The organism is Pukyongiella litopenaei (genome assembly GCF_003008555.2).
In the GTDB taxonomy this organism is placed as follows: Bacteria; Pseudomonadota; Alphaproteobacteria; order Rhodobacterales; family Rhodobacteraceae; genus Pukyongiella; species Pukyongiella litopenaei.
The window spans coordinates 3,835,805-3,854,686 of the sequence record NZ_CP027665.1; the positions used below are offsets into that span (position 1 = coordinate 3,835,805).

The 18,882-nt window shown below is 67.1% G+C and carries 20 protein-coding genes, 1 tRNA gene and 1 pseudogene; 8 read left to right on the top strand and 14 right to left on the bottom strand.

The window, feature by feature from the left end; translation table 11 throughout:
- Positions 1 to 180 precede the first annotated feature (180 nt).
- From bfr to C6Y53_RS18715, 10 genes and pseudogenes are all read right to left on the bottom strand, one after another.
- A complete protein-coding gene (bfr, locus tag C6Y53_RS18670; protein ID WP_106473799.1) occupies positions 181 to 666 on the bottom strand; it encodes a bacterioferritin in 486 nt (161 codons plus the stop codon).
- On the bottom strand, positions 617 to 907 hold the full coding sequence (locus tag C6Y53_RS18675) for a (2Fe-2S)-binding protein (protein WP_106473800.1): 291 nt from the start codon (positions 905 to 907) through the stop codon (positions 617 to 619). Before C6Y53_RS18675 ends, bfr begins: the two co-directional genes overlap by 50 nt.
- A 239-nt stretch (positions 908 to 1,146) precedes the next feature.
- Positions 1,147 to 2,403 carry an imelysin family protein gene (locus C6Y53_RS18680; protein WP_106473801.1) on the bottom strand — a complete coding sequence of 419 codons (1,257 nt, stop codon included), beginning with the start codon at positions 2,401 to 2,403 and terminating at the stop codon, positions 1,147 to 1,149.
- 67 nt (positions 2,404 to 2,470) lie between these two features.
- Positions 2,471 to 2,614, bottom strand: a pseudogene (gene hemP / locus C6Y53_RS21310) (hemin uptake protein HemP); the annotation flags it as partial.
- 341 nt (positions 2,615 to 2,955) lie between these two features.
- The gene (locus C6Y53_RS18690; protein WP_106473803.1) at positions 2,956 to 4,032 is read right to left on the bottom strand and encodes a DUF1513 domain-containing protein; all 1,077 of its coding nucleotides are present in this window, start codon (positions 4,030 to 4,032) and stop codon (positions 2,956 to 2,958) included.
- Between the two features lie 2 nt (positions 4,033 to 4,034).
- Entirely contained in the window at positions 4,035 to 5,057 is a 1,023-nt protein-coding gene (locus tag C6Y53_RS18695) for an imelysin family protein (protein WP_106473804.1), read from the bottom strand.
- Positions 5,057 to 6,598 carry a di-heme oxidoreductase family protein gene (locus tag C6Y53_RS18700; RefSeq protein ID WP_106473805.1) on the bottom strand — a complete coding sequence of 514 codons (1,542 nt, stop codon included), beginning with the start codon at positions 6,596 to 6,598 and terminating at the stop codon, positions 5,057 to 5,059. Before C6Y53_RS18700 ends, C6Y53_RS18695 begins: the two co-directional genes overlap by 1 nt.
- 138 nt (positions 6,599 to 6,736) lie before the next feature.
- On the bottom strand, positions 6,737 to 7,012 hold the full coding sequence (locus C6Y53_RS18705) for a DUF6522 family protein (protein ID WP_106473806.1): 276 nt from the start codon (positions 7,010 to 7,012) through the stop codon (positions 6,737 to 6,739).
- Positions 7,009 to 7,242 carry a hexameric tyrosine-coordinated heme protein gene (locus tag C6Y53_RS18710; RefSeq protein WP_106473807.1) on the bottom strand — a complete coding sequence of 78 codons (234 nt, stop codon included), beginning with the start codon at positions 7,240 to 7,242 and terminating at the stop codon, positions 7,009 to 7,011. The genes C6Y53_RS18705 and C6Y53_RS18710 overlap by 4 nt, the downstream gene beginning before the upstream one ends.
- A 68-nt stretch (positions 7,243 to 7,310) precedes the next feature.
- The gene (locus C6Y53_RS18715; RefSeq protein WP_106474202.1) at positions 7,311 to 7,727 is read right to left on the bottom strand and encodes an Rrf2 family transcriptional regulator; all 417 of its coding nucleotides are present in this window, start codon (positions 7,725 to 7,727) and stop codon (positions 7,311 to 7,313) included.
- Between the two features lie 81 nt (positions 7,728 to 7,808).
- On the opposite strand from C6Y53_RS18715, the gene C6Y53_RS18720 reads away from it, so the two are divergent.
- Genes C6Y53_RS18720 through C6Y53_RS18730 form a run of 3 tightly spaced genes read left to right on the top strand, consistent with a single transcriptional unit; the run spans position 7,809 to position 9,400 of the window.
- Entirely contained in the window at positions 7,809 to 8,276 is a 468-nt protein-coding gene (locus tag C6Y53_RS18720) for a group III truncated hemoglobin (protein ID WP_244614893.1), read from the top strand.
- Positions 8,277 to 8,294: 18 nt separating this feature from the next.
- On the top strand, positions 8,295 to 8,696 hold the full coding sequence (locus C6Y53_RS18725; RefSeq protein ID WP_106473809.1) for a DUF488 domain-containing protein: 402 nt from the start codon (positions 8,295 to 8,297) through the stop codon (positions 8,694 to 8,696).
- Positions 8,693 to 9,400, top strand: coding sequence for a 5-formyltetrahydrofolate cyclo-ligase (locus tag C6Y53_RS18730; RefSeq protein WP_106473810.1), 708 nt, complete (start codon positions 8,693 to 8,695; stop codon positions 9,398 to 9,400). The genes C6Y53_RS18725 and C6Y53_RS18730 overlap by 4 nt, the downstream gene beginning before the upstream one ends.
- Before the next feature lie 100 nt (positions 9,401 to 9,500).
- Here C6Y53_RS18730 and C6Y53_RS18735 read toward each other — a convergent pair.
- The 4 genes from C6Y53_RS18735 to C6Y53_RS18750 form a co-directional block, all read right to left on the bottom strand.
- Positions 9,501 to 9,576, bottom strand: a tRNA-Thr gene (locus tag C6Y53_RS18735).
- Between the two features lie 85 nt (positions 9,577 to 9,661).
- The gene (locus C6Y53_RS18740) at positions 9,662 to 10,117 is read right to left on the bottom strand and encodes a DNA polymerase III subunit chi (protein ID WP_106473811.1); all 456 of its coding nucleotides are present in this window, start codon (positions 10,115 to 10,117) and stop codon (positions 9,662 to 9,664) included.
- 13 nt (positions 10,118 to 10,130) lie between these two features.
- The gene (locus tag C6Y53_RS18745; RefSeq protein ID WP_106473812.1) at positions 10,131 to 10,532 is read right to left on the bottom strand and encodes a VOC family protein; all 402 of its coding nucleotides are present in this window, start codon (positions 10,530 to 10,532) and stop codon (positions 10,131 to 10,133) included.
- Between the two features lie 33 nt (positions 10,533 to 10,565).
- A complete protein-coding gene (locus C6Y53_RS18750; protein ID WP_106473813.1) occupies positions 10,566 to 12,053 on the bottom strand; it encodes a leucyl aminopeptidase in 1,488 nt (495 codons plus the stop codon).
- A 147-nt stretch (positions 12,054 to 12,200) separates the two neighbouring features.
- On the opposite strand from C6Y53_RS18750, the gene lptF reads away from it, so the two are divergent.
- The 5 genes from lptF to pdxA are packed head-to-tail and all read left to right on the top strand — an operon-like array spanning position 12,201 to position 18,826.
- Positions 12,201 to 13,358 carry an LPS export ABC transporter permease LptF gene (gene lptF / locus C6Y53_RS18755; protein WP_106473814.1) on the top strand — a complete coding sequence of 386 codons (1,158 nt, stop codon included), beginning with the start codon at positions 12,201 to 12,203 and terminating at the stop codon, positions 13,356 to 13,358.
- Positions 13,355 to 14,458 (top strand): LPS export ABC transporter permease LptG, encoded by a 1,104-nt coding sequence (gene lptG / locus C6Y53_RS18760; RefSeq protein ID WP_106473815.1) that lies wholly within the window; start codon positions 13,355 to 13,357, stop codon positions 14,456 to 14,458. Before lptF ends, lptG begins: the two co-directional genes overlap by 4 nt.
- Positions 14,458 to 16,608 carry an LPS-assembly protein LptD gene (locus C6Y53_RS18765; protein WP_106474203.1) on the top strand — a complete coding sequence of 717 codons (2,151 nt, stop codon included), beginning with the start codon at positions 14,458 to 14,460 and terminating at the stop codon, positions 16,606 to 16,608. Before lptG ends, C6Y53_RS18765 begins: the two co-directional genes overlap by 1 nt.
- Positions 16,599 to 17,849, top strand: a complete 1,251-nt coding sequence (locus tag C6Y53_RS18770; RefSeq protein ID WP_106473816.1) for a peptidylprolyl isomerase — start codon at positions 16,599 to 16,601, stop codon at positions 17,847 to 17,849. The genes C6Y53_RS18765 and C6Y53_RS18770 overlap by 10 nt, the downstream gene beginning before the upstream one ends.
- Complete coding sequence (gene pdxA / locus C6Y53_RS18775) at positions 17,846 to 18,826, top strand: 4-hydroxythreonine-4-phosphate dehydrogenase PdxA (RefSeq protein ID WP_106473817.1); 981 nt, start codon at positions 17,846 to 17,848, stop codon at positions 18,824 to 18,826. The genes C6Y53_RS18770 and pdxA overlap by 4 nt, the downstream gene beginning before the upstream one ends.
- Positions 18,827 to 18,882: the final 56 nt, after the last annotated feature.

The following is an 18,882-nucleotide window of genomic DNA, read 5'->3' on the forward strand; positions in this document are numbered from 1 at the left end:
TGGTCGCGAGATTCGGATCGGCGGGAAAACATATGGCTGATATGTCACAATTGGTCTCTCGGGCGCGGAAAACCCGACCCGACAGCACCAGCACGCCCTGCCCGTGGGAAATTGCGCAATCTCAACGCCGGCCCCGAAGCCTGTCAGACAGGTTCGGGGCCGGGTCGGGGTCTGGCGGGATCAGTCCGCCTCGTCCATCGTGGTCGCGTTCAGCTGGGCATACCGCTCAGCGCCGATCTTGGCGTGCAGGTCCAGCTGGGTTTCGAGGAAATCGATATGCCCTTCTTCATCGGCCATAAGCTCTTCGAACAGGGCCATGGTCACATAGTCGCCGGCGGCATGACAGGCATCGCGGGCTTCCTTGTAGAGCGCGCGGGCCTCTTCCTCGGCGGCCAGGTCGCATTCCAGCGTTTCCTTGGGCGACTGCCCGGTCCGGATCGGGTCGAGCTTTTGCAGGTTGGGATGGCCTTCGAGCATCAGGATCCGCTCGATCAGCTTGTCCGCGTGCTCCATCTCCTCGATGGATTCCTCGCGGCTCTTCTTGGCCATGCGGCCGAGCCCCCAGTCGTCCTGGAGCCGATAGTGCAACCAGTACTGGCTGACCGCGGTCAGTTCGCTACGCAGCGCCTTGTTCAGATACTCGATGACCTTTGGATCGCCCTTCATGTCCGCTGTCTCCTCGTTGTTCGGAAACATGGTCGCGGAGATTCAGTGGCACTTCAAGGTTTGAGTTGCCGCGCATCGTGCTGAGGAAGAGCGGCATGCAGCCGCCGCAATCGGCGGATTTTCCCAGGGCGTGATAAATCTTGCCCGGGCTGATGATCGTGTCGGGGTCGGAGGCGCGCATCCAGTCGATGGCGTCGTGGATCTCATTGTCCGATATGTTCATGCAATGACAGACGATCACGGGTCGATCCTGAGCGGAAATCTCATACCCGATAATATTAGTCGGATTATTTGCGGCAGACCAGCAGAACTTTACCAATAATATCAGGTATTCACCCGCGGCCCTTTCAAAAAAACACGGGGACGCAGAACACTGCGCCCCCTGCCCCGATCCAGACGCGACAAGATCACCGACCGCGCCGAATCAGCCGCCTCCGGTTCGCCCGAGGGAAATCGCGCGCAGGAGGTCGATCCGGGCCGCTACTGGAACACGGCACCGGGGTTGTCGAGACTGTCCGAGCCTTCGAATTCGATATTCTCCAGCCCGAGCGCGGCAACGATCCGCTCGATGGTCTTGGCCTGGTCGATCAGGCCGTTGACGCCGCCCATGACCAGCGCCTCGCCCTTCTCGCTGCCCTGCTCCAGCATCTGGTCATAGGCAAAGCCGCCTTCCGCCGCCTCCTTGATCGCGCCGAGCGCCGCCATGGTGGTGTCCAGCTTGCCGATCATCTCGTCGTTCAGCGCCGGATCAGCGGCGGCCACGAGATCGGACAGGGACGCGCCGCCGACATCCGATCCGTCGATGCGGGTATAGCGCCCGAGATAGACGTTCCGGACCCCCTGGCCATCGTAATAGTGGCTGTTGTGGGTGTTGTCCGAGAAACAGTCATGTTCCTCCTCGGGGTCGTTCAGCATCAGGCCCAGCCGCATCCGTTCACCCGCCTGTTCCCCGTAGGACAGCGACCCCATGCCGGTCAGCATGGCCACGATGCCCTTGTCTTCGTCGGCGGTGATCGTGGCCCGGCCCTCGCCGCCCTCGGCCCATTGCGCGGCCATCCATTCCAGATCACTGAGCAGCAGGTCGGTCGCGGCGACAAGGTAATCCGCGCGGCGGTCGCAATTGCCGCCGGTGCAGGCATCGCCGGTGGCAAAATCGGTGGCCGGACGGGCGCCCGCGCCGGGGCCGTGCCCGTTCAGGTCCTGCCCCCAGAGCAGGAATTCGACGGCGTGATACCCGGTGGCCACATTGGCCTCGATCCCGTCCGCCTCGTGCAGGGTTTCGGACAGCAGTTCCGGGGTGATCTCGGTCGCGTCGATCTCCTCGCCGGCCAGCGTGAATCTCGGGTTCGCGATCACGTTGAGAACGGCGAATTCGTTTTCATCCGACGGCCCGCCATAGGACCCGTCGACATAGTCGATCAGCCCCTCGTCCAGCGGCCAGGCGTTCACCTTGCCCTCCCAGTCATCGACGATGGCATTGCCGAACCGGAACACCTCGGTCTGCTGATACGGCACCCGCGCGGCCAGCCATGCCTCTTTCGCCGCCGCAAGCGTGTCCTCGGTCGGGTCGGCGACAAGGGCGTTCACCGCCGCCTGCAACGCCTTTGCGGTGGTGACGCTGTCCTGGTAGCCCGCCGCCGCGATATCGGCATAGGTGTTCAGAACCTCGGCCCTGGTTCCGGCCATGGCGGCACTGCCCAGCCCCAGTATGGTGGTTGCGAGGAGGACGTGTTTCATGTCGGGGTTCCTTTCGGTGTCAGTCGTATGGGTTGCTGGCGCGGCACGGGCCTGCCGGGCGGGTTGGTCATTTGGTCAGGATCAGCTTGGCCGACCGGGTGATGCGCAGCATGTAATCGGCGTCACCCAGGCGAATGCGGGCCAGCTGGCCGCCCTCGGTCAGGTCTTTGGCCTGCCAGCAGGGAACGGCCGCGCCTGTGGCATCGGCGGGCGGTTCGGATGCCCCCTCATCCGCGCCTACCGGTTCCTCCGCCCGTCCGCGATCCGGTCCAGCAGCGCTTCCAGGTTCCAGTCCTGCGGCCATTGGTGGTCTCCGGTTACATCGCCAAGGGTCAGCCTGTCCGGCTCGGGCGGACGAAAGTCAGATCGCGGTTCCGTCGGGTCCGGGTGTTCGGGCTCGGTCAACATCATGATCACGCCAGTTTTATCCCCCCTTTAGCTGACTTGTTCAGTCAGGATTGTCAATCCGAGTTTTTCTATAAGAAATGAGAACCGGCAGGCCATATGGCTGCCGGGGCAGAGAGCGCAGGCCACGACGAACGCCATCGGCGTTCAGAATTCGCGCACCCGCACGAGGTGATTGTCAAAGGCCAGTCCCGGCACCTGGCGGACGGGCTGGCCAGTTAGCGCCACGGACCCGTCCCCGCCGGTGGTCGCGAACCCGGAGCGGGCCTCGGCAACCCCGCAGACATCGGACCGGCGCAGAATTTCCAGCAGGTTCAGCGACCGCGCGTCGAAAGTCGCAAACAGGTTGCCGCGGGGCGAGGTCAGCGCGACGCGATCGCCCGCGCGCGAAAAGGCGATGCTGCCCGCATAGCCCTGCATGTCCCGCCACAGCCCGGTTTCGGCCCGGAACAGGGACAACGCCCCGCCCCGCCGGTGCAGCCCGCCCAACGGCACCCCGTCATGGGTGTCATCCTGCCACTGCATCGCAAACGCGACCTGGCCATCACGGCGCACCGACAGGTGGCGGATCGAGTTGCGGCGCAGCGGCCGGTCCGGTTCGGCCAGGTCCAGCAGGTTGCCGTTGAAATCGAGATAGGACAGGTTCGGCGCCATGGTCGGGATGTTGAGCTTGGCCCGGCCGCTGTCGGGATGGGTTTCGATGCCGCCATTGGCCAGCACCAGGGTTTCGCCATCCGGCAACAGGGCGATGTCATGCGGCCCGACCCCGCCCGAGCCGAATTCGGCCATGCGGGCATATCCCGCCGCCACGTCCCAGACGCCCACGACACCGCGCGCGTTCTCATGGTCGTTCTCGGTCGTGAACAGCCGGGTGCCGTCGGGGGAAAACACCCCGTGCCCATAGAAATGGCGCCCCCCGGGCGCGGTGAGCTGGTGCGCAACCTGCCCGGTCCGGCAATCGATCACCAGTGCAAACATGCCGGGACGGCGGGCAAAGGCCACCGCCTGCGGCCGTGCCGGATGCGCCGCCGCCGCATGTCCGCGCGACGGCATCGGCAGGCGGAACACCTCATCGAGCGTTTCCGACAGGCCGACCAGGACATAGTCGCCACCGGCGCTGCGGGCCGCGCTGAGATAGGCGGGCGATCCGGCCTCGGCCCAGCCGGATCGCGGCACCAGGCCCGCAGCCAGCAGTCCCGCCAGGAATCCTCGCCGATGGGTCACGGTCAGTCTCCGTCCAGTGAATTGAACCCCGCCGCCACCCCCAGGATCGGGCCAAGCTCGGTGGTGACGAGATCGCGGATGTCGTTCACCAATTGCTGCAGGGCCTCGATCCGCAACCGGCCCTGCGGGTCGGCCACGCCCGCCAGCGAGGGGTCGGCCAGGGCGTCAACCTGGCGCAGCGCGTGCGCATAGGCCTGGTCCAGTCGGTCCGCCAGATCCGGGGCACCTGCCGCCAGGATCAGCGCAAGGTCGCGGGTCGCTTCCAGAGACAGCCAGACCTGCCGCAGCGACCGCCCCGACCGGTACAGTTCCGCCCGGTTCGGGCGCGGCCGGTCAAAGCCGCCCAGCGGACGGCCCAAACGCGCATCCGCGGTGAATTGCAACCCGGTGGACAGGGCCTTGAACAGCTCCTGCGCCGCTTCGGTGTCGCTGCGATAGCGGCGGCCCTCGCCCGGTTCGGTGAGGTCGGCAGCATATCCCCCGCGCCACGCCCCGGCGATGGCCACCGCATTCGCGGCAACGTCCCGCGCGATGGCCCGGACCAGCAGGCACCGGGCCGCGGCGCTGCCGGTGGTCATGGTGGGTTCGTCGAACAACAGGAATTCGAGCGCATAGAGCCCGCGCGCGGCGATCGAAACCTGCCGGAACGCGTCGGCGTCCTCCAGCAGGGCCGCATCCCCCGACAACAGCCCGGCGAGCGCCTTGGGCGTCTTGCCGCGGCTGTCGGGCCAGAACGCGATGGCAAAGGCACGATCCTCGTCCTCGGTCGGGCCGAACCGCAGGTGGCTCATGCGCGTCCAGTCGTCGACCGTGGCGTGGAACGCCGCGCGCAGGCGGTCCGGTCCCGCGCCGCACCCGGCCCGCGCGGTATCATCCAGGCGGCCCGCACCCTGTTCAAAGGCGGACACCGCAGGCAGGACGTGATCGGATACGGCCAGCGCAACCGTATCGCTCAGGGCTGTTTCGGCAGCGGCCGGTCCGCACAGGCACAGCGTCGCGGCGAAAATCGTGAAACGACACCGCATCAGAGGCTCTCCAGAAAGGCAATCAGCGCCTGACGGTCGGCGGCGGACATGGCGACAACGGCATCGCGCGCGGCCTGCGCCTCGCCGCCATGCCACAGGATCGCCTCGAGCAGGCTGCGCGCCCGACCGTCATGCAGGAAATAGCTATGGCCGCTGACCTGCCGGGTCAGCCCGATCCCCCATAGCGGCGGCGTGCGCCATTCGCGGCCATCGGCGACCGCCTCGGGGCGGTTGTCGGCCAGCCCCTCGCCCATGTCATGCAGCAGCATGTCGGTATAGGGCCAGATCAACTGAAAACTCTGCTCGGGCCGGTCTTCGAGCCGGTGGGTCACAAATTTGGGCCGGTGACAGGATGTGCAGGCGGTGTCATAGAAGACCTGCTTGCCCCGCAGCACCTGCGGATCCGCGACCCTGCGGCGGGCCGGAACGCCCAGGTTGCGGCTGTAATGGGTCACGAGATCCATGCCGGTCCCGTCGATCTCGTCGACCCGGGCATCGCCGTCCCCGTGCGGGGCATCGCGGCAGGCTGGCTGACCGGCGGTGCAATCGCCCCACGGGGCGGGAAAGAGCGGGCTGGAAATGCCGATATCCCTCGCAAATGCGGCAGCGGATTGTTCGCGGATGGTCGGCATCCCGGCCTTGTGGCCGAACCGGCCCAGCATCGGCCGGTCGAATTCGCGCGACCAGACGATGTTGGGCCGCCCCGAGATGCCGTCGCCATCGGCATCGTCGGGATCGGCCCATGCGAGGATGTCCGCGGCCGGCACCGCCTCGAGCAGGCCCAGTCCGATCATCTGCGGCGCGACGCGCGGGCTGAACATGGTATCGTTGCCGAACGCGCCATGGCCCGGCTCGGCGGCCGTATATGTGGGCGCGCGCAGGATCGCCGTTTCCCCTTCCGAAAGCTCCACGACCCTGTCGAGATAGTCGATGACCAGCCGGTATTCGGCGGCCAGCCCGGCCAGGGTGAAATCCTGCAACTGCCCGCCATAGACCGGGTGCGGCTGCGTGGCGTGATACCCCGGAATGTCCGGCGCATCGCCGCCCGGCACCGAAACGCGCAGGAACATCGACACCGGGCTGTCCCCTTCATGTTCGGGCGGATGGCCGCGCCCGTCCTTGACGTGGCAGCGCTGGCAGGACCGGGCATTGAACAGTGGTCCGAGCCCGTCGCTGGCCCGGGTCGAGGACGGAGAGGACACCCAGAGCTTGCGGAAGAGCCCGTTGCCGACCTTGAAATCCAGTTCGCGCGCAAGCTCCATATTGGCCGACGGCTGCGAAAAGGCGTCGCGGTTGCGCCGCACCCGCACCGTCGCGGCCCCGGCGCTCATCTCCTCGAAGGGCTCGGCGGCGGCAAATCCGGTGGCCGGCGCGGTGACCGCCTCGATCCGCGCGGTTTCCGCATCGGTGCGCGGCACGATGCGCAGATGCGGGTCATCGGGCTGCCCCGCCAGCGCCACGCCGGTTCCGGCACAGGCCAGCCCCGCCACCGCGCAGCGGGTCAGGATCCGGCCGAGGGCAATTGGCGGGCTGGGAAACATATCCGGGTCATCAGTCGCTGCCTGCATCCAGGGGAAACTGAGCGTTTTCGTCAGAATGTCAATGTGGCGAAATCGACCGTGTGTTCAGGCCGCGTGTCCGGGACCGGTGGCGAACCGATGGATCGCCGGCAAGGGCCGTCAGGCCGGGTCGGCCGTATCGCGCGGCGCTACCGGATAAGTTGACCGGGCCAGAATCGCGCCCGTTTCGTCCACCGTCAGGCGCAAGGCGCGCGCGCCATAGCGGAATGTCAGCCGCCAGCGGCCTTCGTCCTCGCCCTGCCCGGTCTCGCTGATCGTGGTGATCGCGCCTTCGCGCATCAGGGTCCGGACCTTCGACGCCGGAATGCCAAAGGCCTCGGCGACGATCCCGGCATCCACCACAAAGCCGTCATCCTGTTTTTCGACCGCGTTCATTCGGTCTGGCGCCAATAGTCATTCGCCGCGGCAACGGTGGCGAAATGGGTGGCGACCACATGGCTGACGGCGATCAGCGCCTCGGCATCCTCGGCATATTCAGGCCGCAGACGGTCACGGATATCGGCGTCGGGCTGGGTCGCCTTGACCGCCACGCGCGACAGCTTGATGGCCAGTTCATAACCCTCTTCCGGGGTGGCGGTGATCAATGTCGGCAGCCAGCTTGTCATGAGATGTTCCTTTCGTATTCAATGGGGTATTGCATCGCCTTGCCCACCCGCCTTGCCCACCTGTGCGGTCAGGCGGCCGCGCGGGCGGGCAAGGCGATGTCCGCGAGTGTGGACAGGTTCAGATCTTCCAGAAACCGATGCTCGGCCCGGCGCAGCCGCGATTTCAGCCGACAGCACCCGTCGATGGTGCAGGCATTGCCGTCAGCGCCGAAACACTCGACCAGGACCTGGCCCTGTTCGAGCAGCCGCACCACGTCGCCCAGCCGGATCTCGGCGGGCGGGTGCCGCAGGGTCGCGCCCCCGCCCCCGCCGCGCCGGGTTTCGACGATGCCGCCACGGGCCAGCTGCTGCATGATCTTGGTCAAGTGATTCCGCGACAACCCGAATTCCTGCGCCAGATCGGCGGTCGAAAACGCCTGTCCCGGCGCGCTGGCCATCCGCATCAGCATGCGCAGCCCGTAATCGGTAAAGGATGTCAGACGCATGGCGCACCCTTCAATCTGCATTTACAATACCTATTAACAGGCGTAGCCTCATCTGCAAACCCCAAAACGCCGGAGTGACCCATGTCCTCAGTCGATTCCCCAGTCGCTTACCCGGTCGATCCCGACCTCGTTTCGGTGCGCCCCCAGATGACCGCCACGCTGATGGCGCAGACCGGTCTCGACGACGAGATCCTCACCCTGCTGGTGCATCGCTTCTATGCCAAGGTGCGCGCCGACCCGGTGCTGGGCCCGATCTTTGATGCGCGGATCGACGACTGGGAGCCCCATCTCGAACGCATGTCGGCCTTCTGGTCTTCGGTGGCGCTGATGACCGGGCGCTATCGCGGCGCCCCGGTGCCCGCTCATGCCAGCCTGCCGGTCAACTGGTCCGACTTTGAACGCTGGCTGGTGCTGTTCCGGGAAACCGCCCGCGAAACCTGCACGCCCGAAGGGGCGGATCATTTGATCGAACGGGCAGAGCGGATCGCGCGGTCTCTGCATATGGCGGTCGAGGATGCGAAACCCCGCTCGGTTCCGTCGCTGCTCTGACCGGCGAAGCTGTCCCCCATGAACCCCGGCCCGCCCCACCCGACCAAAGACATCCGCGTCAAGCGGATCTATCGGGCCGCCCGCGTCTCGGACGGGCGGCGGATCCTGGTCGATCGCATCTGGCCGCGCGGAATGGCAAAGCATCGCGCGCGCCTGCATTCCTGGGAGCGCGACATCGCCCCGAGCGACGATCTGCGGACATGGTTTCACGCCCATCCCGACCGCTGGGACGATTTCGCGGCACGCTATGGCGCCGAACTCGACCAGCATCGCGACAAGCTGCGGGAGATCGCGGACCATGCGCGGGAGGGCATCGTGACGCTGCTCTATGCCTCCAAGGACGAGGACCACAACAACGCGGTCGTCCTGCGCCGCTATCTGTGCCAGCTTCTGGACCAGGATGAGAAAGGCGACCGATGAGCGACCCCTTCAAGAGCTTTCGCTGCCAGGGCGGGTTTTCGTCACCGCCCTGCTATGCGGCAGAGATTGCCCCCGACTATTTCGATCCGCTGGCCGTCGATGCGCAACAGGCCAGTGATGTGGCCCGGTGGCGCAAGGCCGAACGGGCGCGGCTGCGGGCGGCGCGGATGGCCCTGTCGGTTGCCGAACGCAACGCGATCGGCGCGGCGCTAGCCGGACACCTGCGCGGGCTGTTGCGCGACCGGTTCGTTGGCGCGCGCGGGATGGTGTTGTCCGCCTACTGGCCGATCAAGGGCGAACCCGATCTGCGCCCGCTGATGGCCGAACTGCACGCCGCCGGCGTGGTGATCGCGCTGCCGATCGTCGAGACAAAGGCCGCCCCGCTGGTGTTCCGGCGCTGGACGCCCGACACGCGGATGGTGCGCGGCGACTGGAACATACCCGTGCCGCCGCCCGATGCGCCGGCCATCACCCCCCAGATCACGCTGGCCCCGCTGGTCGGATGGACGCGGGACGGCTATCGGCTCGGCTATGGCGGGGGGTATTTCGACCGGACGCTGGCGGCGCTGTCGCCCCGGCCCCACAGCATCGGCATCGGCTTTGACATGGCGGTGCTGCCCACGATCTATCCGCAACCGCATGACATCCCGCTCGACCATATCCTGACCGAGACGGGCGAACAAACCGGTGAGAACCCCGGCTGACGCGGGACGGCGTGGATTTTCAGGCCGCGCAACCGCATGCGAAATCCGAACGCCCGTGGCATCGATTCCCGATTGATTACAATGCCTTGCGGGGATCTGCTGGTGCCGCATGAGGGACTTGAACCCCCGACCCATCGCTTACGAAGCGATTGCTCTACCAACTGAGCTAATGCGGCATCGGCGGAGGTCCGTTTAAACGCTCGGCCTGACCCACGCAAGAGCCCAAATCGACCTGCGCCCGGCCTGTTCGATCCGGGCCGGTCAGCGTTCGGCCTTCTTTTCCCAGCGCCCCGATGCCTCGGACCAGTATTGCGCCGCCGCGCCGGCCCCGGTCAGCGCCGACCACTGGGCGCGGGCGCGGTCCAGCGCCGCCGGGTCGTTGCCGTCGAACAGCACGCAGGCCCGATCCAGCGCGGCCACCTCATCGGCGCCGATCCCGGCCCCGTCGATGCACATGACACACTGCGCCCCGTTCGCGGCCGCGCCCGTGGTCAGCAGCACCGGCTGGTCGGCATCATGGGGCCCGCCGGCCAGGCCGTGGGCGGGGAACTGGTCCTCGGGGCCCAGCCACAGCTGGTCGTCGAGCCAGGCCAGCCGGTCCGCGTTCACCCCGCGCACCGCCACCCGCCAGCCGGCGGTGCGGGCCTTGCCCAGCAGCATCGGCAGGGTCCGCTCGAGCGGCTGCCGGGTCAGGTGATAGAAGTAGACCGCGCCCATCCCGTGTTGTCCTTCAGTCTTCGGTGGGCCAGGGATCGTAGTCGCCAAAGGTCCAGATATGCCCTTCGGGGTCGCGAATGGTGAAACTGGAGCCGCCGTAATCCTGATCCCGCATCGGCATCACGATCTCGGCGCCGCCGGAAACCGCGCGATCCCGCGCCGCCGCGACATCATCGACCACCGCGTAGATGGTTGTGGTTTCGCCGCCCGCCTGCGCCGGGTCCACCATGAAACGGTCGAATTCCCCGTCCCCATGGGGGCCGAACATCATCATGCCCCGGCCCAGGGCGATCTGCGCGTGAACGATCGCCCCGGCATCGTCGCGATAGACCGAATGGGCATGCAGCCCCAGCACGCCGGTGATGAAGGACAGCGCCGCCTCGCAATCGTGATAGCGCGTCGCGGGAATCAACATCGTCCAGTCTCCCTCTGGTCCCGGTCCAGCATATCACATCCCGGTTTCGAACCGGTCCTGAATCAGCCGGTTGAGCGCCGCGACACCCCAGCCGGTTGCGCCCTTGGGCGCGAAATCGGTGTCGTTGCCGACCGATGCGACCCCGGCGATGTCGAGGTGAATCCACGGCGTTCCATCCTTGATGAACCGCTGCAGGAACTGCGCGGCGGTGATCGAACCCGCGGGGCGCCCGCCCACGTTCTTCATGTCCGCGATGCGCGATTTCAACGCCTTGTCATAGGCCTTGCCCAGCGGCATCCGCCACGCGCCCTCGCCCTCGGCGGCGGCGGCCTTGAGAAAGGCGTTGCACAGGCTGTCATCGTTGGAGAACACGCCCGCGTTTTCATGTCCGAGCCCGATCACGATGGCACCGGTCAGCGTGGCCAGATCAATCACCCCGGCGGGGTCGAACCGGTCCTGCGCGTACCAGAGCACATCGGCCAGCACCAGGCGCCCCTCGGCATCGGTGTTGATGATCTCGACCGTGTCGCCCTTCATCGAATGCACCACGTCGCCGGGCCGTGTCGCGTTGCCGGACGGCATGTTTTCGACCAGCCCGATCAGGCCGACAACATTGGCCCGGGCCTTGCGCAGCGCCAGCGCGCGCATGGTGCCGGTGACGACGCCGGCCCCGCCCATGTCCATGGTCATCTCCTCCATGCCCGCCGCCGGTTTCAGCGAAATGCCGCCGGTGTCGAATACGACCCCCTTGCCGACGAGCGCCAGCGGCGCGTCACCGTCCCGGCCGCCCTTCCACTGCATCACCACGACCTTGGTCGGGCTTTCGGAACCCTGCCCCACGCTCAGCAGGGTGCGCATGCCCAGTTCCTGCAGCCTGTCCTCGTCCAGCACCTCGACCTCGAGGCCAAGACCGCGCAATTCCTCGGCCCGCGCGGCAAACTCGGTGGTGGTCAGCACGTTGGCCGGCTCGTTGACCAGGTCGCGGGTCATGTGCGCGCCCTCGGCCACCGCGAGCAGCGGCGCGGCGGCCTCGTCCGCGGCATCGGGGCTGTTGTGCTGGATCACGATCCCGGCGGGCGTCCGTCCGGCGCCGCTTTCCTCGCCCGTCTTGTGCGCGTCGAACCGATAGTCGCGCAGTGCCAGCCCGAGTGCCAGTTCGGCGACCCTGCGATGGCTGGCCGCGAACAGCACGAGCGGCTTGTCGCCCTTCCGGGCGGCCAGTTTGGCGCCGCCGCGGCGGGCATCCAGATCGGTCGCGTTCGGAGCCAGCAGCAGCACGTCCAGCGCCTCGGCCCGCAGGCCCGCGGGCCAGGCCAGCGAAATCACGTCGCCCGGCTTGGCCTTGGCGAACCCGTCGCTGTCCACCAGCCGCGCCAGGGCGCCCCGGGTCAGCCGATTGGCCCGCCGCGCCGCCGGGTTCATCCGCCCGTCGGGCGCCAGCAGCACGGCCACCCGGCCCTCGGCCTCGGCCATCGAATCGAGATCGGTTTCGACAAAGCGGATCGGGGTGGGACGGGTCATGACGGGCTCCGGTTCTGATGACGTTTTCAGATGGGTAACGCGCACCGGCGGGCTTGACCAGATGGCAGCCTCGGCCAGATTGCAGTTTTCCCGCCTCCGCGATTGCTCTAATGTCGCCGGGAAATTGGGCAGGTCCGGGAGAACGCATTGTCACGCTACGACAGATATGTGCTGTCGCAGTTGCTGCTGTTTTTCGGTTTCTCGGCGCTGATTCTGGTGTCGGTGTTCTGGATCAACCGCGCGGTGGTCCTGTTCGACCGGCTGATCGGCGACGGGCAATCGGCGCTGGTGTTCTTTGAGTTCACCGCGCTGATCCTGCCCAACCTGATCCGCATGGTGCTGCCGATGGCGGCCTTTGCCGCCGCCGTATGGGTCACCAACCGGCTGAATTCAGAGAGCGAACTGACGGTGATGCAGGCCACCGGCTCCAGCCCCTGGCGGCTGGCGCGCCCGGCGCTGGCCTTCGGGCTGATCACCGCGCTGATGATGAGCATCCTCACCCATGTCCTGATGCCCGCGTCGATCAAGCAGCTGGCGGTGCGCGAGGCCGAAATGGCCCGCAACGTCACCGCGCGGCTGCTGACCGAAGGCGATTTCCTGCACCCCACGGCGGGCGTGACCTTCTATATCCGGGAAATCGACCCGGACGGCACCCTGCGCGACGTGTTCCTGTCCGACCGGCGCGACGAGACCCGCGAAACCACCTATACGGCGGCCGAGGCCTACCTGGTGCGCGACGGCGACCGCGGCAACCTGATCATGGTCAACGGCATGGCGCAGCGGCTGGACGCGGACACCAACAGTCTGTCCACCACGGTGTTTACCGATTTTTCCTATGACATCAGCGCCCTGATCAAGGAACGCGACAAGGGCAGCCGCAACATCCGCGAGATCCCCACCCTCGAGCTCATCCGGGACCGCGCCGGCATCGCGAAGACCGAGAATTACAGCGAAGGCCAGCTCGCCGAGGAGCTGCACCTGCGCTTTGCCCGTGCGCTGGTCTGTATCGCGGTGGCGCTGATCGGGTATTCGACGCTGATGCTGGGCAGCTATTCGCGGTTCGGCGTCTGGCGGCAGGTGCTGGCGGCCTTCGTGCTGCTGATCCTGCTCGAGGTCATGCGCGGGGTGGTGTCCGAACCGGTGCTGAAAAACCCCGCCATGTGGCCGATCATCTACCTGCCCACCGTGACCGGGCTCGCCGTCGCGGCATTGTTCATGCAGGTCGCGTCACGGCCCGTTTCCGCCCTGGTCCCGTGGCGCCGCACCGCTCGCCGCGACCGGTCCGGCCGAGGTGAACCGGCATGATCCTCGATCGCTATTTTGCCCGGCGGTTCCTGCAGTCGTTCCTGATGATCGGCGCGATCTTCCTGTCGCTGATCCTGCTGATCGACCTGATCGAACAGCTGCGCCGGTTCGAGGAGGTCGACGTGACCTTTGCCCAACTGGTGCAGCTGACCCTGCTGAACGCCCCGGCGGCGCTGGACGAGATCCTGCCGCTGATGATGATCCTGTCCACCGTCGTGCTGTTCGTCGGGCTGGCCCGCAGCAGCGAACTGGTGGTGACGCGGGCCACCGGGCGGTCGGGCATCCGGGCGCTCGCCGCGCCGGTGGCGGTGGCCACGCTGGTGGGGCTGCTTGCGGCCAGCACGCTGAACCCGATCGTGGCCGCCACGTCGAAATACTACCAGCAGCTGTCGGACACCTATCGCACCGGCGGCGTGTCGACCCTGTCGCTGTCCGGCGAAGGGCTCTGGCTGCGCCAGGGCGGCGCGCAGGGCCAGTCGGTGATCCATGCCACCGGCTATTCGGGGTCCGGCAACCGGCCCACGCTCATTCACGTCACGGTGCTGTCCTACGCCCCGCAGGGATCGCCGGTGCGCCGGATCGAGGCCGCGACCGCCCGCTACATGGGCGATCACTGGCTGTTGCGGGACGCAAAGGTCTGGCCGCTGGTGGCGGGGATGAACCCCGAGACCAATTCGGCGCGGCATGAGCAGCTCGAGATCCCGACGACGCTGACCGAGGAACGCATCCGCGACAGCCTGGGCCGGCCCTCGGGCATCTCGATCTACGCCCTGCCCGACATGATCCGCCAGCTTCGCGAGGCCGGGTTCTCGACCACCAGGCACGAGGTGCTCTACCAGGTGCAGCTGGCCCGCCCGCTGTTCCTGGTGGCGATGGTTCTGGTCGGCGCGGCCTTTACCATGCGGCACGCGAGGTTCGGCGGCACCGGCATCGCGGTGCTGATGGCGGTGCTTCTCGGGTTCGGCCTGTATTTCATCCGGAACTTTGCGCAGATCCTCGGCGAGAACGACCAGCTGCCGGTGCTGCTGGCGGCCTGGGCGCCGCCGCTGGCCTCGGTGATGCTGACCATCGGCCTGCTGCTGCACGCGGAGGACGGATGATGCGCCGCTGGATCGCCGCCATCGCGATACTGCTGGGGACCGGCCTGTCCGCCGCCGCGCAGGAGGCCGACACCGCGACCGCGCAGGAGGCCGACACCGCGCCCGCGCCGTCCTCGCTGGTGGCGGATCGTGTCTTCATCACCCCCGACCGCACGCTGGTGGCCGAGGGCAACGTGGAGGCGTTCCAGGGCGATACCCGCATCAGCGCCCGCCGCATCACCTTCGACCGGGACAACGACAAACTGTCGATCGAAGGCCCGGTGCGTATCGACCAGGGCGGCCGCATCACCGTGCTGGCCACCGGCGCCGAATTGGATACCGGGTTGCAGAACGGGCTGATCAGCGGCGCGCGGGTGGTGATGGACCAGCAGTTGCAGCTTGCCGCCCTGCAGATGACCCGTGTCGGCGGCCGCTATTCGCAACTGTTCAAGACCGCCGTGACCTCGTGCCGGGTCTGCGCGGACGGGCGCCCGCCGCTCTGGCAGATCCGCGCCCGCAAGATCATCCACGACCAGCAGGAACGGCAACTGTATTTCGAGGATGCGCAGTTCCGGGTTCTCGACATACCCGTGTTCTATTTTCCGCGGTTCCGCCTGCCGGACCCGACGCTGGATCGGGCGCGCGGCTTTCTGGTGCCGTCGGTGCGGACGACCTCGGAACTCGGGCCGGGGGTGAAGATCCCCTATTTCTTTCCGATCGGGCCGCATCGCGATCTGACCGTGGAACCCTACCTGTCGCCCAAGACGCGCACATTGGGCTTTCGCTATCGGCAGGCCTATCGCGCCGGTCGCCTGAACATCGAGGGGGCCTATACCCGCGACGACCTGATGCCCGGAGAGCATCGCGGATACCTGTTCAGCGATGGCTGGTTCAACCTGCCCCGCGACTTCCGGCTCACCTTCGACATCGAGGCGGTGTCGGATGACAGCTATGTCAACGACTACGGTCTTCCCGATGTCGATCGCCTGCGCAGCGAAATCAGGCTGGAACGCATCAAGCGCGACGATTTCTTTCACATCGGGTTGATCCATTTCGAATCGCTGCGCGACTCGGACAACGAGGAAACCCTACCCAGCTTTGTCGCTGACGCGGCCTGGGAAAAACGGTTCCATCCGGGTGGCATCGGTGGTGAGCTGCGGACCGGCCTGCTGTTCCACACCCACCACCGCCGGTCCGACGAGGACGTGATCGGCCGCGACGTGCAACGCGCCACCGCCGATTTCAGCTGGCGCCGCAACTGGGTGTTCGGCAACGGGTTGCGCGCGGATTGGCTGATGGGCGTTTCCGCCGACCTGTTCCGCATCCACCAGGACAGCACCTATCCGGGCGACATCCTGCGCACCTCGCCGCGCGCGGCGCTGAAACTGGCCTATCCGATGATGCGCACCACCGCGACCGGAGCGACCCACCTGATCGAACCGGTGGTCCAGGTCGGCTGGACCGACCTGCATGGCGGCAATGTGCCGGTTGACGAAAGCCGGTTCGTCGAGTTCGACCGCGGCAACCTGCTGTCGCTGTCGCGGTTTCCCGCCCCCGACCAGCGTGAACACAGGCCGACATTCGTTTACGGCGTGAATTGGTCGCGCTATGCCCCGGGAGGCTGGCAGGCATCGGCCACGCTGGGCCAGGTGTTCCGGACCACCGCCAATCCGGGTTTCTCGGTGTCCTCCGGCCTGTCCGGCACCTCGTCGGACCTGCTGGTGGCCGGGCAGATCCTCACCGATCAGGGGCTGGCGCTTACAGGGCGCACCTTGCTCGACGGCGATCTCGGCATCAACAAGGCCGAGATCCGCGGCGACTGGTTCGGGGACCGGCTCGGCCTGTCCAGCACCTATCTCTGGCTCGGGGCCGACAGTATCGAAGGGCGCAGCAAGGCCCAGTCGGAATTCTGGTTCGACGGCGAATACCTGATCCATTCGCAATGGACCGCGCGGGCGCATCTGCGCTATGACATCACCGACAACCTGGCCACGCGGGCCGGGTTCGGCGTGGTCTATCGCAACGAATGCGTGACCGTCGATGTTTCGGTACAGCGGCGTTATACCTCGTCAACAAGTGTTGTGCCGACAACGGATTTCGGCTTTACCATCGCGCTGAACGGTTTCTCGATCGACGGCAACGAAGACAGATACAGGCGCAAATGCAGTTGACCATTCCTTACCCGACCTGCGGCTGGCTGGCCCGCGGCACCCGCGCTTTCGCGATCGCGGCGATCCTGGCCGGAACCGGTATTGGCCCGGCGATGGCGCAGGGGCTGTTTTCGCCCGCGATCAGGGTCAACGAAACCGTCGTCACCCAGTTCGAACTGGACCAGCGCACCCGGCTGATGAGCCTGCTGCGCGCGCCCGGCGATCCGGCCAGGCTAGCGCGCGAGGCGCTGATCGACGACCGCCTGAAACAGCAGGCGGTCAAGGAGGCGGGGATCTCTGTCACCCCCGAGGACGTGCAACTCGGCATCGAGGAATTCGCGGGCCGGACGGAACTCTCTGCCGACGAGTTTCTCAAGGCGCTTGCCGCCGGCGGGGTGCAGGCCGAAACCATGCGCGATTTCACCGAGGTCAGCCTGGCCTGGCGCAACCTGATCCAGGAACGGTTCCTGGCCAAGGCGCGTCCCACCGCCGCCGAAATCGACCGCGCCCTGGGCCAGACGCAGGGCGGCGGGGTGCAGGTGCTGCTCTCCGAGATCATCATCCCGGTGACGCCGCAGACGGTCGAACGGGCCGAGGCGCTCGCCGAGGAACTGTCGCGGATCACCAGCCAGGCCGATTTCGCCGCCGCCGCCGAACGCTATTCCGCAGCGCAGACCCGCACCAATGGCGGGCGGATGGACTGGCTGTCGCTGGGCCGGTTGCCTGCGGGGCTGCAGCCGGTGCTGCTCGAGCTTGCCCCGGGCGAGGTCACCGACCCGATCGCTCTGCCCGACGCGGTCGCGCTGTTCCAGATGCGCGGCATTCGTGAAACCGCGCCGGCACGCCCCAGCTATTCGGCGATCGACTACGCCACCTATCTGATCCCCGGCGGCCGCACGCCCGACGCACTGGCCCGCGCCGGCGACATCATCGCGCGGGTGGACCGCTGCGACGATCTCTACGGGATCAACAAGGACCTGCCGCCGGAACTGCTCGAACGTCACGAACTGCCGCCGGGCAAGATCCCGCGTGACGTTGCGCTCGAACTGGCCAAGCTCGACAATGGCGAGATCTCGACCGCGCTCACCCGGTCGAACGGCCAGACGCTGATGCTGGTCATGATGTGCAACCGCACCGCCGCGCTGAACGAGGAAGCCACGCGCGAACAGGTCGCCAACGCGCTCACCCAGCAACGGCTGTCCGCCTTTTCGGACAGCTATCTCGAACAGTTGCGGGCGGATGCGCTGATCGTCGAAGAATGACCGCCGCCGCGCGTGCCCCCGGCCCGGTCGCGCTCAGTTGCGGCGATCCGGCGGGGATCGGCCCCGAACTTGCCGCCAAAGCCTGGGACAGGCTGCGCGACAGCTGCCCCTTCATCTGGATCGGCGACCCGGCCCACCTGCCCCAAGGCACGCCCGTGGCCGAACTGTCGGACCCGTCCGATGCGGCCGCGGCCTGCTCCGGGGCCCTGCCGGTCCTGCCGTTGCGCTTCCCCGCGCCGGTCCGGCCCGGCATCCCGGACAGCGCGAACGCCCCGATGGTCGTCGCCGCGATCGAACGGGCGGTGGACCTGGTCCGGACCGGCGCCGCCGCTGCGCTCTGCACCGCGCCGATCTCGAAAAAGGTGCTGATCGACGGGGCGGATTTCGCCTATCCCGGCCACACCGAATTCCTGGCGGCGCTCGCTCGCGTGGACCGGGTGGTGATGATGCTGGCCAGCGACCGGCTGCGGGTGGTGCCCGCCACGATCCACATCGCCCTGTCCGAGGTGCCGTGCGCGCTGACCCCCGACCTGCTGCGTGCCACGATCGAGATCACCGAACGCGATCTGCGCAACCGGTTTGGCATCGCCCGGCCACGGCTGGCCGTCGCCGGTCTGAACCCGCATGCGGGCGAAGGCGGCGCGATGGGGCACGAGGAACTGGACTGGATCGCTCCGCTGATTGACCGGATGCGCGGCGACGGCCATGACCTCACCGGCCCTCACCCCGCCGACACCCTGTTTCACGCCGCCGCCCGCGCCCACTATGATGCCGCCATCGCGATGTATCACGACCAGGCGCTGATCCCGATCAAGACGCTGGATTTCGACACCGGCGTGAATGTGACACTGGGCCTGCCCTTCGTGCGCACATCCCCCGATCATGGCACCGGGTTCGATATCGCCGGCCAGGGCACCGCCCGCCCCGACAGCCTGATCGCTGCGCTGGAAATGGCACGGGACCTGGCAGCACCGTGACCCGCGCCTCCTTCATCTTGCCGGAAAAACTCCCGCCGGAGGCACGAAAACCGTTG

Coding starts and splice junctions, on each gene's coding strand:
- C6Y53_RS18715 (WP_106474202.1), bottom strand. CDS start 7,727: ATGCGTCTGACATCCTTTACCGATTACGGGCTGCGCATGCTGATGCGG.
- C6Y53_RS18710 (WP_106473807.1), bottom strand. CDS start 7,242: ATGACAAGCTGGCTGCCGACATTGATCACCGCCACCCCGGAAGAGGGT.
- pdxA (WP_106473817.1), top strand. CDS start 17,846: ATGACCGCCGCCGCGCGTGCCCCCGGCCCGGTCGCGCTCAGTTGCGGC.
- bfr (WP_106473799.1), bottom strand. CDS start 666: ATGAAGGGCGATCCAAAGGTCATCGAGTATCTGAACAAGGCGCTGCGT.
- C6Y53_RS18700 (WP_106473805.1), bottom strand. CDS start 6,598: ATGTTTCCCAGCCCGCCAATTGCCCTCGGCCGGATCCTGACCCGCTGC.
- C6Y53_RS18765 (WP_106474203.1), top strand. CDS start 14,458: ATGCGCCGCTGGATCGCCGCCATCGCGATACTGCTGGGGACCGGCCTG.
- C6Y53_RS18730 (WP_106473810.1), top strand. CDS start 8,693: ATGAGCGACCCCTTCAAGAGCTTTCGCTGCCAGGGCGGGTTTTCGTCA.
- C6Y53_RS18680 (WP_106473801.1), bottom strand. CDS start 2,403: ATGAAACACGTCCTCCTCGCAACCACCATACTGGGGCTGGGCAGTGCC.
- C6Y53_RS18750 (WP_106473813.1), bottom strand. CDS start 12,053: ATGACCCGTCCCACCCCGATCCGCTTTGTCGAAACCGATCTCGATTCG.
- C6Y53_RS18770 (WP_106473816.1), top strand. CDS start 16,599: ATGCAGTTGACCATTCCTTACCCGACCTGCGGCTGGCTGGCCCGCGGC.
- C6Y53_RS18725 (WP_106473809.1), top strand. CDS start 8,295: ATGAACCCCGGCCCGCCCCACCCGACCAAAGACATCCGCGTCAAGCGG.
- C6Y53_RS18720 (WP_244614893.1), top strand. CDS start 7,809: ATGTCCTCAGTCGATTCCCCAGTCGCTTACCCGGTCGATCCCGACCTC.
- lptG (WP_106473815.1), top strand. CDS start 13,355: ATGATCCTCGATCGCTATTTTGCCCGGCGGTTCCTGCAGTCGTTCCTG.
- C6Y53_RS18695 (WP_106473804.1), bottom strand. CDS start 5,057: ATGCGGTGTCGTTTCACGATTTTCGCCGCGACGCTGTGCCTGTGCGGA.
- C6Y53_RS18705 (WP_106473806.1), bottom strand. CDS start 7,012: ATGAACGCGGTCGAAAAACAGGATGACGGCTTTGTGGTGGATGCCGGG.
- C6Y53_RS18745 (WP_106473812.1), bottom strand. CDS start 10,532: ATGTTGATTCCCGCGACGCGCTATCACGATTGCGAGGCGGCGCTGTCC.
- C6Y53_RS18740 (WP_106473811.1), bottom strand. CDS start 10,117: ATGGGCGCGGTCTACTTCTATCACCTGACCCGGCAGCCGCTCGAGCGG.